Here is a 14,403-nt window from a genome sequence, read left to right on the forward strand (position 1 = left end):
GTTTTTTCAGCAGTAAAAAACCGGCCCTTGAGGCCGGTTTTTTATGCACAGGTAAAAAGCCTGCTATTTAGTCTTTCCAGAGGGGCAGTTGCAGCCTGAACACAGTGCCTTCGCCCACTACGCTCTCACACCCGATACGGCCAGCATGACGATCCACTACCGCCTTGACCATGGTCAGGCCCAGCCCCAATCCTTCGCTGCCCTGGGCAGAGGCGAAGCGTCGGTATTGGCTGAACAGATCAGGTAAATTCTCAGCGGCGATGCCTGGGCCTTGATCCTTGATACGACACTCCAAGCATTCTCCTGTGCTTTCGAGGCTCAAGGTGACGGTCGTACCGAACGGGCTGTATTTAATCGCGTTCTCCAACAGATTGAACAAGGCGCGAGTCAGCAGCGATTGATCAGCCCAGACCATTTCCTCGCCAGCCTCATCCAGGTCATTAACCAACTGGATGCCTTTCAACTGGGCCAGTAGCGCAACCTGGTCAAACGCATCGAGCACCAGCATGGCGAACAAGCTGGGCTGGAACTGATAGCCGTCGGATTCGGCTTTGGCCAGTTGGACAAACGACTCGGTCAGGTTCAAGGCGCGACGCACTTGTTGTTCTATTTGCACAAATACAGGTGCGACCTCTGGGGATTCATGGCGTTGGACATCCAGCAACGCAAGAATCGCCGAATGAGGCGCCCGCAGGTCGTGAGACAGGAAGCGCAACAGGGTTTCCCGCTGCTGCTGGGCATCACGCTCAATGCTCAAGTCTGTCAGGCTCAGCAGCCAGCCCAGAGCCACATCGCCATCCGCCGGCAGAAGCGGGGCAAGGTCCAGGCGCAGGCTGCGTTGCTGGGTGTCACGAAATTCGAGAATTTCCAGGGCAGACAGGGGCGGGCGAGTGCCATCCAGTAAAGGCGGATAGCCCAGCGCCGCGAGCTGTTCCAGCAGGTTCTCGGTAACCAGTTCACTACCAAACACATCACGGGCGATGCGATTGGCCAGCAGGATGCCGCCCCTCGGGTCTGTAATCAGCGTGGCCACCGGCAAACACTCCAGGCCATCGGCCATAAAACGTCGGGTGTCGCGAGTGCGGCTGACAGCTTGCTCCAGAGCGAAGATTCGGCCCTGCAACACATCGCCGTTACTGGCGGGCGCACGACGACGCTCCGGCAACACATTGGGCTCGCTGTCCAGGCGTGCCAGCTCCCAGCCGAAATAGGCCAGGATTACGCTCAGGCGACGCCAATTCCAGATCAGGTAGCCAAGCAGCAAACCGATCAGGCATGCCCCCGGCGACCACCAGCCACCCAGGCGCAACAGCCCCCAGGAACCAAGGAGCGCGGCGCTCATGCACCCTAGGGTCAACCACAATGCATAACGCGGGCGAAACAGCAGCAGGCCCAATAGCAGCGCAACCATCGAGGTGCCCATCAACGTAGCCAGCCAAACGGGCAAGACGGTGATGCTGCGCCCTTGCAACAGGCCATTGAGGATATTGGCCTGGATCTCGACACCTGATGTGGTGCCCACGCTGGCCGACAATGGCGTGACGTATCGATCCCCCATGCCAGGGGCGGTGGCACCCACCAGAATCAGGCGATCACGCAACAACTCAGGCGGGACTTCACCGCGCAAGACGCTGACGTAGGGCACACTGGGAAAGCCATCGTCGGTGTCGATGTAAGGAATCCGAATGGCATTTTCCCGCTGCCAATCGGCGCTGTCTGACGGGGCAGGCAACCCGGGCATTACCGCCTGCCGCCCGGTCAGTTCGAACGCCAGCCATGCCAATTGGGGTGTCATTCGTCCCGGCGGGCCTTCACTCAGATAAAGGCTGCGGACAATGCCGTCGCTGTCCGCTTCGACATTGATATGGCCGACGCCTCTTGCGCAATCGCGAAGGGGCAGCACGGGCAGGATTTGCGCCACCGGTTGACCGTAGCGAGGCATTCCTTCGCGGATCAGCGGCAGTAACACATTGCCAGCATCGCAGAGCGCCTGGGCCAGCCGTTGATCGTTGGCGAGATCACGAGCCGGTTCGCTGAAAATCACATCGAACAAAATACCGGCGGGTTTGGCGGCGCTCAGTTGGTCAATCAGGTCGGCATGCAGGCGGCGCGACCAAGGCCACTGACCCAGCTGCTTAAGACTGAGGTCATCGATGGTCACTAGCAGAATGCGCGGATCAACCGGTAAGGGAGCCAAACGGCGCAGGCTGTCATACAACAGATTATTGAGCGCAAGGCCAGGGCTCAGAGACAGGAATGCTGTCATTGGCAGCAGCAGCAGGCTGATACACAGCCACTCCCGGACCAGGCCGTAAAACAGCCGCTGAGCTTGAGTCGGCTGGCGCTTTTCAGCCCTGCGCCAAAACCTCACCAGCCTGTCGCCACAACGCTACTGCACACGGGTAGCGGGCGGGTAATAGAAAATGTCATAGACCCCGGCTTCCCCCTCCAGTCCCTGTTCATCAAAAGCAGATACGCGAACGTGATAAAACGATGCTTTTAATCCAGTGAAGCTCAAGTGCGGCTCGCTGGAAAAGTTTTCCTGCTTGATGTTCATAAACGCTTTATCAGTGGCCACTTGGGCACGATAACGCTGGGCACCCGGTTGCGGGCGCAGGTACAGGGTCCAGACCGGCGCATTGCCCTTCTGGCCGTCCTGGCCGATCAGCCTGGGCGCGTCCAGCAACTCTACAGTCTTGAGCTCGCCCTGTTTTTTGAGCAGTACACCTTGGCGGGCACCAACCTTCACTTCGCCTTCCACAGGACCTACCGGCAGCTGCTTTTTCGCTGTTCGCCCGGCAGTCGGCGGTTCCGTACGATTAACCGCCACTTGACCATTGAGCACCTCGACAACTGATTGCTCGTCATCGTTACGCACGCGAAAGTGGGTGCCACGCACCCCAAGCACACCCACCGGAGTCACGATCTGAAAACGATCATAGTCGCTGGCGCGCTTGAGCACATACGCCTCAACCTGACCCTGCTCCAGGATCACCTGGGGAATTGCCTGCTCTTGCACTAGGTGCAATCGAACTTGAGAGCTGGATGGCAACACGATTCGCGAACCATCCCCCAGCAGCAGACTGACAAACGCCGATGGGGAAGTTTTCACGCTTTCCTGCTCATCAATCTGCATGCCTTCCTCCAGCACGCTTGACCGTCCTTTGGCATCCAGCTTCCAGGCTTCGCCTGTAAGGTGCTGGACAACCGCAGGCAAGGGCTGTGCACGACATAAATGATTGTCATCAATGTAAGGCGCACGGACAGGAGCGGGCCGCGCCATGACGGACGGGCTACTGACACCGAGCGTAAAAATCAGGCCTGAGCCCAACAACAGGAAGAGGGCAGAGCGGTATCGGCAGGGAAAGAAGGTCATGGTGCTCATCAAGATTCTAGTTCTAATGGTTCATCAGAAAGCACGTTCAGAAAGCGTCTTGCGGCGGCAGGACCTTGAATGCTGCCTACGATACCCGATGACGCATCGCACTCGATAGCCGTAATGTCTGGCGCATTGGAAGTGATCGTCGGCTGGCCGGTGATCCATTGAAAATGGATGACACGTCCATGTGTCGACCGGATCAACAGTGTCGAATCCGGGGTGTACATCGAAGAGATACTGTCCCTCATATCCCTGCGACGGCAGTTCACGGCGAACCATGCACTGCGGTTGACACATCCAAGTGTCGCAGGTGCATCCCGCACGCCTGCTTGTGTCACACAGCAATAGAGAATTTACCTACAGCGACGACGCATAGAGGGATTTGCAACATTTGTTCAGATTTAGAATATCCACCGTTGGTTTTGCAGACGTACGCTGGCTTGTTGAAACTGCGCAGGCGCCTCTACGTTGCGAAGCCCTGCGTATCCCAGAGAGTCGCCCGACTCACTGGGCATGTGCAACTCATCGACCGGAATGGGTTGCACCGGATTGCAGGCATCAACCGTTTCCGTGCCTAGGCTTGCCGCGGTGGCCATCATCAACATCGTCCCCCACACACTGACCTTCTGCATGACGACCTCTCGTCCCGACATAGCATAAAACCTGATTGCCATTGATCCTTTTCCTGAAGGTCTTGAGCCGGTATCTTTCCAGCTGGGTATTCGCGATGTTCAACTGCCAAACGGCTATTTGATATCAGCGTACCGAGAGATCCAGGGATCTGAGAATTTGGCCATAATTGTTCAGATTCAATGGTCGGCATCTGCGCAGTAGTGCTCCCTCATGAAATCGAGCCGACGCCTCTGCTGTATTCTTCAAGAAGAAAGGACCCTCCCATGCGTGTCGCGATACTGGATGACGAACCTGCCGAATTACGGCGGGTGGAACAGACACTGCGACAAATCCCAAGCGCTTCGGAGCAGCCATGGACGCTGCATTGCTTCGAGCGCGGTGAAGACTTGCTACGCCAACTGCGCCGAGAAACCTTTGACTTGCTGGTGCTCGATTGGCAGCTACCTGATCTCAGCGGCCTGGCGATCCTGCGCTGGACCCGCGAACACCTGGACGCACCACCGCCAGCCATCATGCTCACCAGCCGCGATGCCGAGAGCGACATCGTCCAAGCGTTGAACAGTGGAGCGGATGATTACGTCAGCAAACCCTTTCGTCCCAATGAACTCAAGGCACGGGTCACAGCGGTCCTGCGGCGCCACGGTTTACAGAAATCCGCAGCAAGCGAAGTATTAACCTTCAATGACCTGACGTTTGATGACGCCGAGTTGACAGTTACGCGGGGGGGAAACCCTATCAACTTGACCGAGCGTGAATACCGACTAGCACGCTGCTTATTCGCTAACCTGGCGCGGCCACTGTCTCGTGAATACCTCTATGAGCGGTTTTGGACCCATGAGGAAATGGTGTCTTCACGGCCGCTTGATACCCATATCTATCGGCTGCGTAACAAGCTGGGATTGACGACTGACCGGGGATGGCAGTTGCTGACTATCTACGGGTATGGCTATCGGCTGGAGAGTGTGGCTGCCGCTAGCGCTTAATAAAAAGGCACCTTCTCAGATGTTCCACGTGGAGCATTTAGAAAATTTGCGATTCTTTACTCAATAAAAAAGGCCAACGCTAAGCGCTGGCCTTTTTTTGTTTTGCTTCGCAGCCTGATTAGAAGTCCAGGTTAGACACCGCCAAGGCATTGCTCTCGATGAAGTCACGACGAGGTTCAACCGCATCACCCATCAGGGTGTTGAAGATCTGGTCCGCACCAATGGCATCTTCGATGGTCACGCGTAGCATCCGGCGCTGGCTAGGGTCCATGGTGGTTTCCCATAGCTGATCCGGGTTCATTTCGCCCAAACCTTTATAACGCTGAATGGTGTGACGCTTGGTACTTTCAGCCATCAACCAGTCCAGGGCTTCCTTGAACTCCTTGACCGCTTTCTTGCGTTCGCCACGCTGAATATAAGCGCCGTCGTCCAGTAAGGTGCTCAGTTGCGCGCCGAGTGTGACAACAGTCTTGTAGTCATTGCTGCCGAAGAAGTCGCGGTTGAAGGTGACGTAGTTCGACAGCCCATGGGAGATCAGCTCGACCTCTGGCAGCCAGACGTTACGTTCACGGTCTTCACGCAGGCTGGCTTTGTAAACCAGGCCGGATTTTTCCACGGTGCGCAGACGAACTTCGTACTGGGCCAACCAGTCCTGCATCGCTGCATGATCGCCCAGTTGTTCGAGGCTGACTGCTGGCAGGTAGATGAAGTGCTCGGTCAGCTCCTGAGGGTACAGGCGCGACAAACGCTTGAGGGTCTTCATCACCATGCGGAAGTCGTTTACCAGACGCTCCAGCGCCGGCCCGGAGATTCCCGGAGCTTCGTCGTTCAAGTGCAAGCTGGCATCTTCCAGGGCCGACTGCGTCATGTACTCTTCCATGGCGTCGTCGTCTTTGATGTATTGCTCTTGCTTGCCTTTTTTCACTTTGTACAACGGCGGCTGGGCGATGTAGATGTAGCCACGCTCGATCAGCTCCGGCAACTGACGGAAGAAGAAGGTCAGCAGTAGGGTACGGATGTGCGAACCGTCGACGTCAGCATCGGTCATGATGATGATGTTGTGATAACGCAACTTCGCGATGTTGTACTCATCACGACCAATGCCACAGCCCAGAGCGGTGATCAAGGTGCCGACTTCCTGAGAGGAAATCATCTTGTCGAAGCGGGCTTTCTCGACGTTGAGGATCTTGCCCTTCAACGGCAGGATGGCCTGGGTGCGACGGTTACGACCTTGCTTGGCAGAGCCGCCAGCAGAGTCACCTTCCACTAGGTACAGTTCGGAGAGGGCAGGGTCCTTCTCTTGGCAGTCCGCCAGTTTGCCCGGCAGGCCAGCAATATCCAGCGCGCCTTTACGACGGGTCATTTCACGGGCTTTACGCGCCGCTTCACGAGCCCGCGCCGCGTCAATCATCTTGCCGACAACCAGCCTGGCTTCGTTCGGGTTTTCCAACAGGAAGTCGGAGAAGTACTTGCCCATTTCCTGTTCCACTGCCGTCTTCACTTCTGAGGACACCAGCTTGTCTTTGGTCTGCGAGCTGAACTTAGGATCAGGAACCTTGACCGAGATAATCGCGGTCAGGCCTTCACGGGCATCGTCGCCGGTGGTGGCAACTTTGTGTTTCTTCGCCAGACCTTCCGCTTCGATGTAGGTGTTCAGGTTACGCGTCAGTGCGGAACGGAAACCCACTAGGTGAGTACCGCCATCGCGCTGTGGAATGTTGTTGGTGAAGCACAACAGGTTCTCGTTGAAGCTGTCGTTCCACTGCAGAGCGATTTCCACGCCGATGCCGTCTTCACGCTGTACGTTGAAGTGGAACACTTCGTTGACCGGAGTCTTGTTGGTATTCAGGTATTCAACGAACGCACGCAAACCACCTTCGTACTTGAACAGCTCTTCCTTGCCGCTGCGCTCGTCCTTGAGGACGATGCCGACACCGGAGTTGAGGAAGGACAGTTCACGAATCCGCTTGGCCAGGATGTCCCAGCTGAAGTGGATGTTCTTGAAGGTTAGGTCAGAAGGACGGAAGTGGATCTGGGTACCGGTGGTTTCGCTTTCGCCAACGATCTTCATCGGCTCCTGCGGAACGCCGTGAACGTAGGTCTGTTCCCAGATCTTGCCGCTGCGACGCACGGTCAGCACCAGCAGTTCGGAGAGGGCGTTCACCACGGAAACACCTACACCGTGCAAACCGCCAGATACTTTGTAGGAGTTGTCGTCGAACTTACCGCCGGCGTGGAGCACGGTCATGATGACCTCTGCTGCCGAAACACCTTCTTCTTTATGCACATCTACCGGAATGCCGCGACCGTTGTCGCGCACGGTGATGGATTCGTCCGGGTGGATGATGATGCTGATGTCGTCGCAGTGACCGGCCAAAGCTTCGTCGATCGAGTTGTCGACCACCTCGAACACCATGTGGTGCAGACCGCTGCCATCATCGGTGTCACCGATGTACATACCGGGACGTTTGCGTACGGCATCCAAACCTTTAAGCACTTTAATGCTGGTCGAGTCGTACGTATGTTCTTCGCTCATGCCTTACTCCCGATGGTCGTGGGTCTGGGTGATACGGCCTTGTTCCACGTGGAACAAAGCAACTGGCGTTTCCGTCTGCCAGCCTTCCCTCAATAATTCATGGTCTACACAGGTGATAAACACCTGGCAGCGTAAGTCTTCCAACAAGCGGCATAGCGCGCGGCGGTGCTGCTCGTCCAGTTCGGACGGCAAGTCATCCACCAGATAAATGCACTGGCCTCGCCGAGCCTGGCTGACCAGATGCCCTTGGGCGATACGCAGCGCACAGACCACCAACTTCTGCTGACCGCGAGACAAAATATCTGCGGCGTTATGTGCACCTAATCTAAGGCGCAAATCAGCCCGTTGTGGTCCGGCCTGGGTGTGACCAATTTGCTGATCCCGCTGTAGAGAGGTAGCGAGCACTGCACTCAGTTCCCGCTCTTTGTCCCAACCACGGTAATAGCTCAGCGTTAAACCTTCGAGCTCTAGCAACTCACTCAAGGTTTGTTCAAAGACTGGTTTCAAGGCTTTGATATAGGCGCGGCGGTATTCATCTATTTCAGCGCTGGCCAGGCACAGTTCCCGGTCCCAGGCCGCTTGCGAAGCGGCGTCAAGTGTACCATGCCGCAGCCACGAGTTCCGCTGCCGCAAGGCCTTCTGCAGGCGCTGCCAAGTGGCCATGAAGCGCGGTTCCACGTGGAACACTCCCCAGTCGAGGAACTGCCTGCGAATTTTTGGTGCACCTTCCAGCAACCGGAAACTGTCGGGGTTGATCAATTGTAGGGGCAGTATTTCCGCCAGTTGCGCCGCACTGCGAGCATTTTGCCCATCAATGCGGATCTGAAATTCCCCCTGACGGTCGCGGGATATCCCCAGGCTGCTGTGACCGCCTTCCGCCAATTCGACCTGGCCGAATACGGTACACGCCAACTGCTCGTACTGAATCACCGGCAACAGACGCGCACTGCGAAAGGAACGGGCAAGCCCCAGCAAGTGAATGGCTTCCAGAACGCTGGTTTTGCCACTGCCGTTGGCGCCATGGAGAATATTGATGCGGGGAGAGGGGGAGAGGGTCACCGGGTGCAAATTGCGCACCGCGGTGACCGAGACGCGACTGAGGGACATCTAACTTCTGCTGAACATGATTACAGACGCATCGGCATAACAACGTAAGCCGAGTCGTCGTTGTCGGATTCTTGTACCAGTGCGCTGCTGTTGGAGTCGGACAGAATCAGGCGAACTTGTTCGGTAGTCATCACGCCCAGCACGTCCAGCAGGTAGCTGACGTTGAAGCCGATTTCCAACGAACCGCCGTTGTAGTCGACGCCTACTTCTTCTTCCGCTTCTTCCTGCTCCGGGTTGTTGGCCTGGATCTTCAGCTGACCGTTGGCCAGTTGCAGACGAATACCTCGGTATTTCTCGTTGGACAGAATCGCCGTACGGCTGAACGCTTCACGCAGGGCCTGGCGATCGCCGATCACCAGCTTGTCGCCGCCTTTAGGCAGCACACGCTCGTAATCCGGAAACTTGCCGTCGACCAGTTTGGAAGTGAAGGTGAACTCGCCGGTGGTTGCGCGGATGTGGTGCTGGCCCAGCACGATGCTGACATTACCATCCGGCTCAGTCAGCAGACGCGCCAGCTCAAGGATACCCTTACGCGGCACGATCACCTGGTGGCGATCCGGCTGACCAATATCGGCCTTCATAGAGCACATGGCCAGACGGTGACCGTCAGTGGCCACAGCGCGGATAATGCCTTCCGAGACTTCCAGCAGCATGCCGTTGAGGTAGTAACGTACATCCTGCTGGGCCATGGCGAAGCTGGTGCGCTCGATCAGACGGCGCAGCTTGCTTTGCCCCAGGCTACAAGTCAGCGAACCAGGACCTTCCTCCACAGTTGGGAAATCGTTCGCCGGCAGGGTGGACAGGGTGAAACGGCTGCGGCCGGCCTTGACTACCAACTTCTGCTCATCGACCTTGATGTCGATCAGCGCGTCGTTAGGCAGGCTCTTGCAGATGTCCATCAGCTTGCGCGCTGGCACGGTGATCTCGCCGGGTTCGGCGGGTTCTTCCAGCTGAACGCGACCAACCAGTTCGACTTCCAGGTCGGTACCGGTCAACGACAGTTGCTGGCCTTCGACAACCAGCAATACATTGGAGAGCACCGGCAAGGTCTGTCGGCGCTCGACGACGCCTGCGACCAGTTGCAGGGGTTTCAACAGGGCTTCGCGTTGAATGGTGAAATGCATGGTCTAGTCCCTTGCCTTAATAAGCTGCGCTGGTGTTCATCAAGTTGTCAGTGTACGCAGCAGGTTCTTGTAGTCCTCGCGAATATCCGCGTCGGATTCCTTAAGTTCATTGATCTTGCGGCACGCATGCAAGACCGTGGTGTGGTCGCGACCGCCAAACACATCACCAATTTCTGGCAGGCTATGGTTAGTCAACTCCTTGGAGAGCGCCATCGCCACCTGACGTGGACGTGCTACCGAGCGCGAACGGCGCTTGGACAGCAGGTCGGAAATCTTGATCTTGTAGTACTCGGCCACTGTGCGTTGGATGTTATCCACACTGACCAGTTTGTCTTGCAAGGCCAGCAGGTCTTTTAGCGATTCCCGAATCAGCTCAATGGTGATATCGCGGCCCATGAAGTGCGAGTGAGCGATGACACGCTTGAGCGCGCCTTCCAGTTCACGCACGTTGGAACGAATACGCTGGGCGATGAAGAACGCGGCGTCGTGGGGAAGATCGACTTTCGCCTGGTCGGCTTTCTTCATCAGAATCGCGACTCGGGTTTCCAGTTCCGGCGGTTCTACTGCAACGGTCAGGCCCCAGCCAAAGCGCGACTTCAAGCGCTCTTCCAGGCCTTCGATTTCTTTCGGATAACGGTCGCTGGTCAAGATGACCTGCTGACCACCTTCGAGCAAGGCGTTGAACGTGTGGAAAAACTCTTCCTGGGAACGTTCCTTGCGAGCGAAGAATTGAATGTCATCGATCAACAAGGCGTCGACGGAACGGTAGAACCGTTTGAACTCGTTGATAGCGTTGAGCTGTAACGCCTTGACCATGTCGGCAACGAAGCGCTCCGAGTGCAGGTACACGACCTTGGCATTCGGGTTCTTCTTTAATAGATGGTTACCCACAGCATGCATCAAGTGCGTCTTACCCAAGCCAACACCGCCATAAAGGAAGAGTGGGTTGTAACCATGCTTGGGGTTGTCGGCCACCTGCCAGGCGGCTGCACGGGCCAACTGGTTGGATTTACCCTCTACGAAATTCTCAAAGGTAAACGTCCGGTTTAGATAGCTGGTGTGCTTGAGCGCACCTTCAACCTGCACCGTGCGCTGTTCTGCGCGAATCGGTGCCTGTTGCGAACTGGCACCTGCCATCGGATCGAAGCTGTCACGGGACGGCTCTTCGTTCCTAGGCGCGTTTTTTTGCGAAAACGACTTTGATGGGCCAGCAGCAGGAGCTACCGCCGTGTGGTTGACCGGTGAAGCGGCAGCCTGAGCTTGCGACGCAGCCGCAGCCAACGGCGCATTCGGCGCGGCACGAGGCACCGAGCTGCGTTTGCTGCCTATTAATAAGGAGAGAACCGGGGCTTGCCCGTTGCCATGTTCATCGAGCAATTCGAGAACGCGGCTCAGGTACTTCTCGTTGACCCAGTCGAGAACAAAACGATTGGGTGCGTAGACGCGCAACTCGTCGCCTTCGGCTTCGACCTGTAGCGGACGGATCCAGGTGTTGAATTGCTGGGCAGGCAGCTCATCGCGCAAAAGCTCCACGCACTGCTGCCAAAGTTCCACTGACACGGAGATCCCCTAAGTTGAAAGCCGGTGAGGCAAAAACAGCCGCCATTGTAGCGGCCAGCCGTCTACTTATCCACATGTAGGTTGCTCACAGGACGCCAAGAATCAATGCCTTAACCGTAAAAAATGCGACCAATGGTCTGTGCATAAACTCTGTGGATAAGCGCCCCTAAGCCCGTTGTACAAGTGGGGGGGAAAGTCTGTGGGTAACTGGCCTGTGGATAACTAGCCATTCCACACACAGCTTATCCGACAGTGCAGCACAGGTAGAGCACCGTTTCTCCCCCGTGTTGTCATCCTCTGTACATCAAGTAAAACGTGGCCTTAAGGTGGTTATCCACAGAAGATGGCGTCCCTAGCTTTTATAAGCTTTACAGAAAAGCTTTAAATAACTTCCTTCTTTATTTTTATATCTATGGCATTGCTCACGAAAGCCGAACGACTCGGAATAGGTCCAGATGTGTCCAGATATCTAATTGAAGGAAAAGCGGGTTGGAAATTGACCTAGAGGCTTGCTTTCTCTAGAATCGCCGGTCTCTTAAAACGGGGGCCATTCCGGCCCGTTGTGGACGAACCAGGTAACACGCCATGAAACGTACTTTCCAACCAAGCACCATCAAACGCGCCCGTACTCACGGCTTCCGTGCTCGCATGGCTACCAAGAACGGCCGTGCTGTCCTGTCGCGTCGCCGCGCCAAAGGTCGTGCGCGTCTGGCAGTTTGATAATCCGGTACTGGTGGTGAGTCAGGACTTCAGTCGGGAAAAGCGTCTGCTAACCCCCCGGCATTTCAAGGCAGTCTTTGACTCCCCCACCGGCAAGGTTCCGGGGAAAAATCTCCTGCTCCTTGCGCGTAACAACGATCTGGATCACCCCCGTCTCGGGTTGGTGATTGGCAAGAAGAGCGTAAAGCTCTCCGTTGAGCGCAATCGCCTCAAGCGTCTGATGCGCGAATCGTTTCGCCTCCACCAGGACACTCTGGTTGGTTGGGATATTGTTATCGTCGCGCGCAAAGGCTTGGGGGACATAGAAAACCCCGAATTGATTCAGCATTTCGGCAAGCTCTGGAAACGTCTGGCTCGTACTAACAAGCCAGCACCAGCAGTCGGCACCGAAACTGTAGGGGTAGACAGTACTGATGCGTAAACTGGCACTCGTTCCGATCCAGTTTTACCGCTATGCCATTAGTCCGCTGATGGCCAGCCACTGTCGTTTCTACCCCAGCTGTTCCTGCTACGCGTATGAAGCCATAGAAAATCATGGCCTTCTGCGCGGTGGCTGGCTGACCTTTCGTCGTTTAGGTCGTTGTCATCCGTGGAATCCCGGTGGTTATGACCCGGTTCCACCTATCCCTACCTCCCGTTCTTCTTCGATGGCCGAGTAATCATGGATATTAAACGCACGATCCTGATCGTCGCCCTGGCAATCGTGACCTACGTTATGGTTCTTAAGTGGAACCAGGACTATGGTCAGGCTGCCCTGCCGACTCAGAATGTTGCTACCAATCAGGCTGCGCCGGCTATACCGGACACTCCGTTGGGTAACAATGCTTCCGCCAGTGCCGATGTACCCAGCGCAAATGCCGATAGCAGCACCCCTGTAGAAACGCAGGTGATCACCAGTAAAGACCTCATCCACGTCAAAACGGATGTGCTGGACCTGGCTATCGATCCACAGGGTGGTGACATCGCCCAGCTGAAGCTGCCGCTGTATCCACGTCGTCAAGACCATCCAGATGTTCCGTTCCAGCTGTTCGATAATGGTGGCGAACGTACTTATTTGGCGCAAAGCGGCTTGACCGGCACTGACGGTCCTGATGCTCGAGCTACCGGTCGTCCGGTTTATTCGACCGAACAAAAGACTTATCAACTGGCTGATGGCCAGAACCAGTTGAACGTCGACCTGAAATTCAGTCTCGATGGCGTCAACTACATCAAGCGTTTCAGTTTCACCCGTGGTTTGTACGATCTGAAAGTCACCTACCTGATCGACAACACCAGCGCCAAAGCCTGGACCGGCAATTTGTTTGCCCAGCTCAAGCGCGATGGCAGCTCCGATCCTTCTTCCAGCACCGCCACCGGCACCGCGACTTACCTGGGCGCCGCCCTGTGGACAAGTAACGAGCCGTACAAAAAAGTGTCGATGAAAGATATCGACAAGGCTGCGCTGAAAGAAACCGTACAAGGTGGCTGGGTCGCCTGGTTGCAACACTACTTCGTGACCGCCTGGATCCCGAGCAAGGGTGAAGCCAACCTGGTTCAAACCCGCAAGGACAGCCAAGGCAACTACATCATTGGTTTCACTGGCCCGGCGGTGACCGTCGCTCCAGGTGCCAAGGCTGAAACTAGCGCTACGCTGTACGCCGGTCCGAAAAGCCAGGCTGTGCTCAAAGAGTTATCCCCAGGTCTGGAACTGACTGTGGATTACGGCATTTTGTGGTTCATTGCCCAGCCGATATTCTGGCTGCTGCAACATATCCACAGCATCGTTGGTAACTGGGGCTGGTCCATCATCTTCCTGACCATGCTGATCAAGGGGATTTTCTTCCCTCTGTCGGCCGCCAGCTACAAGTCGATGGCGCGTATGCGTGCCGTGGCCCCGAAACTGGCCGCTCTGAAAGAACAACATGGCGATGACCGGCAGAAAATGTCGCAAGCCATGATGGAGCTGTACAAGAAAGAGAAGATCAACCCGCTGGGTGGATGCTTGCCGATTCTGGTGCAGATGCCGGTGTTCCTCTCGCTGTACTGGGTTCTCCTGGAAAGCGTGGAAATGCGCCAGGCACCGTTCATGCTGTGGATAACTGACCTGTCGATCAAAGACCCGTTCTTTATCCTGCCGATCATCATGGGCGCGACCATGTTCATCCAGCAGCGTTTGAACCCTACACCTCCGGATCCGATGCAGGCTAAAGTGATGAAAATGATGCCAATCATCTTCACCTTCTTCTTCCTGTGGTTCCCGGCTGGTCTGGTTCTGTACTGGGTGGTCAACAACGTGTTGTCGATCTCTCAACAGTGGTACATCACGCGTAAGGTCGAAGCGGCTACCAAAAAAGCCGAGGCGTAACTTACTCTGTGGATAAC

The 14,403-nt window shown here is 56.1% G+C and carries 12 protein-coding genes; 5 read left to right on the forward strand and 7 right to left on the reverse strand.

The features are described 5' to 3' along the window. Positions 1-67: 67 nt before the first annotated feature. The 3 genes from AAEZ06_RS15150 to AAEZ06_RS15160 all read right to left on the reverse strand — a co-directional run bounded on the left by AAEZ06_RS15150 (position 68) and on the right by AAEZ06_RS15160 (position 4,032). Entirely contained in the window at positions 68-2,371 is a 2,304-nt protein-coding gene (locus tag AAEZ06_RS15150) for a CHASE2 domain-containing protein (protein ID WP_149412819.1), read from the reverse strand. A gap of 18 nt (positions 2,372-2,389) precedes the next feature. Further along, complete coding sequence (locus AAEZ06_RS15155) at positions 2,390-3,376, reverse strand: FecR family protein (RefSeq protein WP_502948036.1); 987 nt, start codon at positions 3,374-3,376, stop codon at positions 2,390-2,392. 404 nt (positions 3,377-3,780) lie between these two features. Continuing rightward, positions 3,781-4,032: a hypothetical protein gene (locus AAEZ06_RS15160; protein ID WP_350615058.1), complete on the reverse strand. Its 252-nt coding sequence runs from the start codon at positions 4,030-4,032 to the stop codon at positions 3,781-3,783. A 243-nt stretch (positions 4,033-4,275) separates the two neighbouring features. On the opposite strand from AAEZ06_RS15160, the gene AAEZ06_RS15165 reads away from it, so the two are divergent. Further along, positions 4,276-4,995 carry a response regulator transcription factor gene (locus tag AAEZ06_RS15165; RefSeq protein ID WP_149412821.1) on the forward strand — a complete coding sequence of 240 codons (720 nt, stop codon included), beginning with the start codon at positions 4,276-4,278 and terminating at the stop codon, positions 4,993-4,995. Positions 4,996-5,113: 118 nt separating this feature from the next. On the opposite strand, the gene gyrB is transcribed toward AAEZ06_RS15165, so the two are convergent. The 4 genes from gyrB to dnaA are packed head-to-tail and all read right to left on the reverse strand — an operon-like array spanning position 5,114 to position 11,322. Further along, complete coding sequence (gene gyrB, locus AAEZ06_RS15170; protein ID WP_149412822.1) at positions 5,114-7,531, reverse strand: DNA topoisomerase (ATP-hydrolyzing) subunit B; 2,418 nt, start codon at positions 7,529-7,531, stop codon at positions 5,114-5,116. A gap of 3 nt (positions 7,532-7,534) precedes the next feature. Then, entirely contained in the window at positions 7,535-8,638 is a 1,104-nt protein-coding gene (recF, locus tag AAEZ06_RS15175; RefSeq protein WP_133100632.1) for a DNA replication/repair protein RecF, read from the reverse strand. Between the two features lie 20 nt (positions 8,639-8,658). After that, entirely contained in the window at positions 8,659-9,762 is a 1,104-nt protein-coding gene (dnaN, locus tag AAEZ06_RS15180) for a DNA polymerase III subunit beta (protein WP_149412823.1), read from the reverse strand. Positions 9,763-9,801: 39 nt separating this feature from the next. Beyond that, positions 9,802-11,322, reverse strand: a complete 1,521-nt coding sequence (gene dnaA, locus AAEZ06_RS15185; protein WP_149412824.1) for a chromosomal replication initiator protein DnaA — start codon at positions 11,320-11,322, stop codon at positions 9,802-9,804. 585 nt (positions 11,323-11,907) lie between these two features. Here dnaA and rpmH point away from each other — a divergent pair. The 4 genes from rpmH to yidC are packed head-to-tail and all read left to right on the forward strand — an operon-like array spanning position 11,908 to position 14,386. Then, positions 11,908-12,042 (forward strand): 50S ribosomal protein L34, encoded by a 135-nt coding sequence (gene rpmH, locus AAEZ06_RS15190; protein ID WP_003213577.1) that lies wholly within the window; start codon positions 11,908-11,910, stop codon positions 12,040-12,042. A 13-nt stretch (positions 12,043-12,055) separates the two neighbouring features. Then, a complete protein-coding gene (gene rnpA / locus AAEZ06_RS15195) occupies positions 12,056-12,463 on the forward strand; it encodes a ribonuclease P protein component (RefSeq protein ID WP_371923895.1) in 408 nt (135 codons plus the stop codon). Then, positions 12,456-12,701, forward strand: coding sequence for a membrane protein insertion efficiency factor YidD (gene yidD / locus AAEZ06_RS15200; RefSeq protein WP_010465488.1), 246 nt, complete (start codon positions 12,456-12,458; stop codon positions 12,699-12,701). The genes rnpA and yidD overlap by 8 nt, the downstream gene beginning before the upstream one ends. Positions 12,702-12,703: 2 nt before the next feature. After that, on the forward strand, positions 12,704-14,386 hold the full coding sequence (gene yidC / locus AAEZ06_RS15205) for a membrane protein insertase YidC (RefSeq protein ID WP_350615062.1): 1,683 nt from the start codon (positions 12,704-12,706) through the stop codon (positions 14,384-14,386). Positions 14,387-14,403 lie beyond the last annotated feature (17 nt).

The sequence above is a fragment of the Pseudomonas sp. HY7a-MNA-CIBAN-0227 genome (genome assembly GCF_040310325.1).
GTDB lineage: Bacteria > Pseudomonadota > Gammaproteobacteria > Pseudomonadales > Pseudomonadaceae > Aquipseudomonas.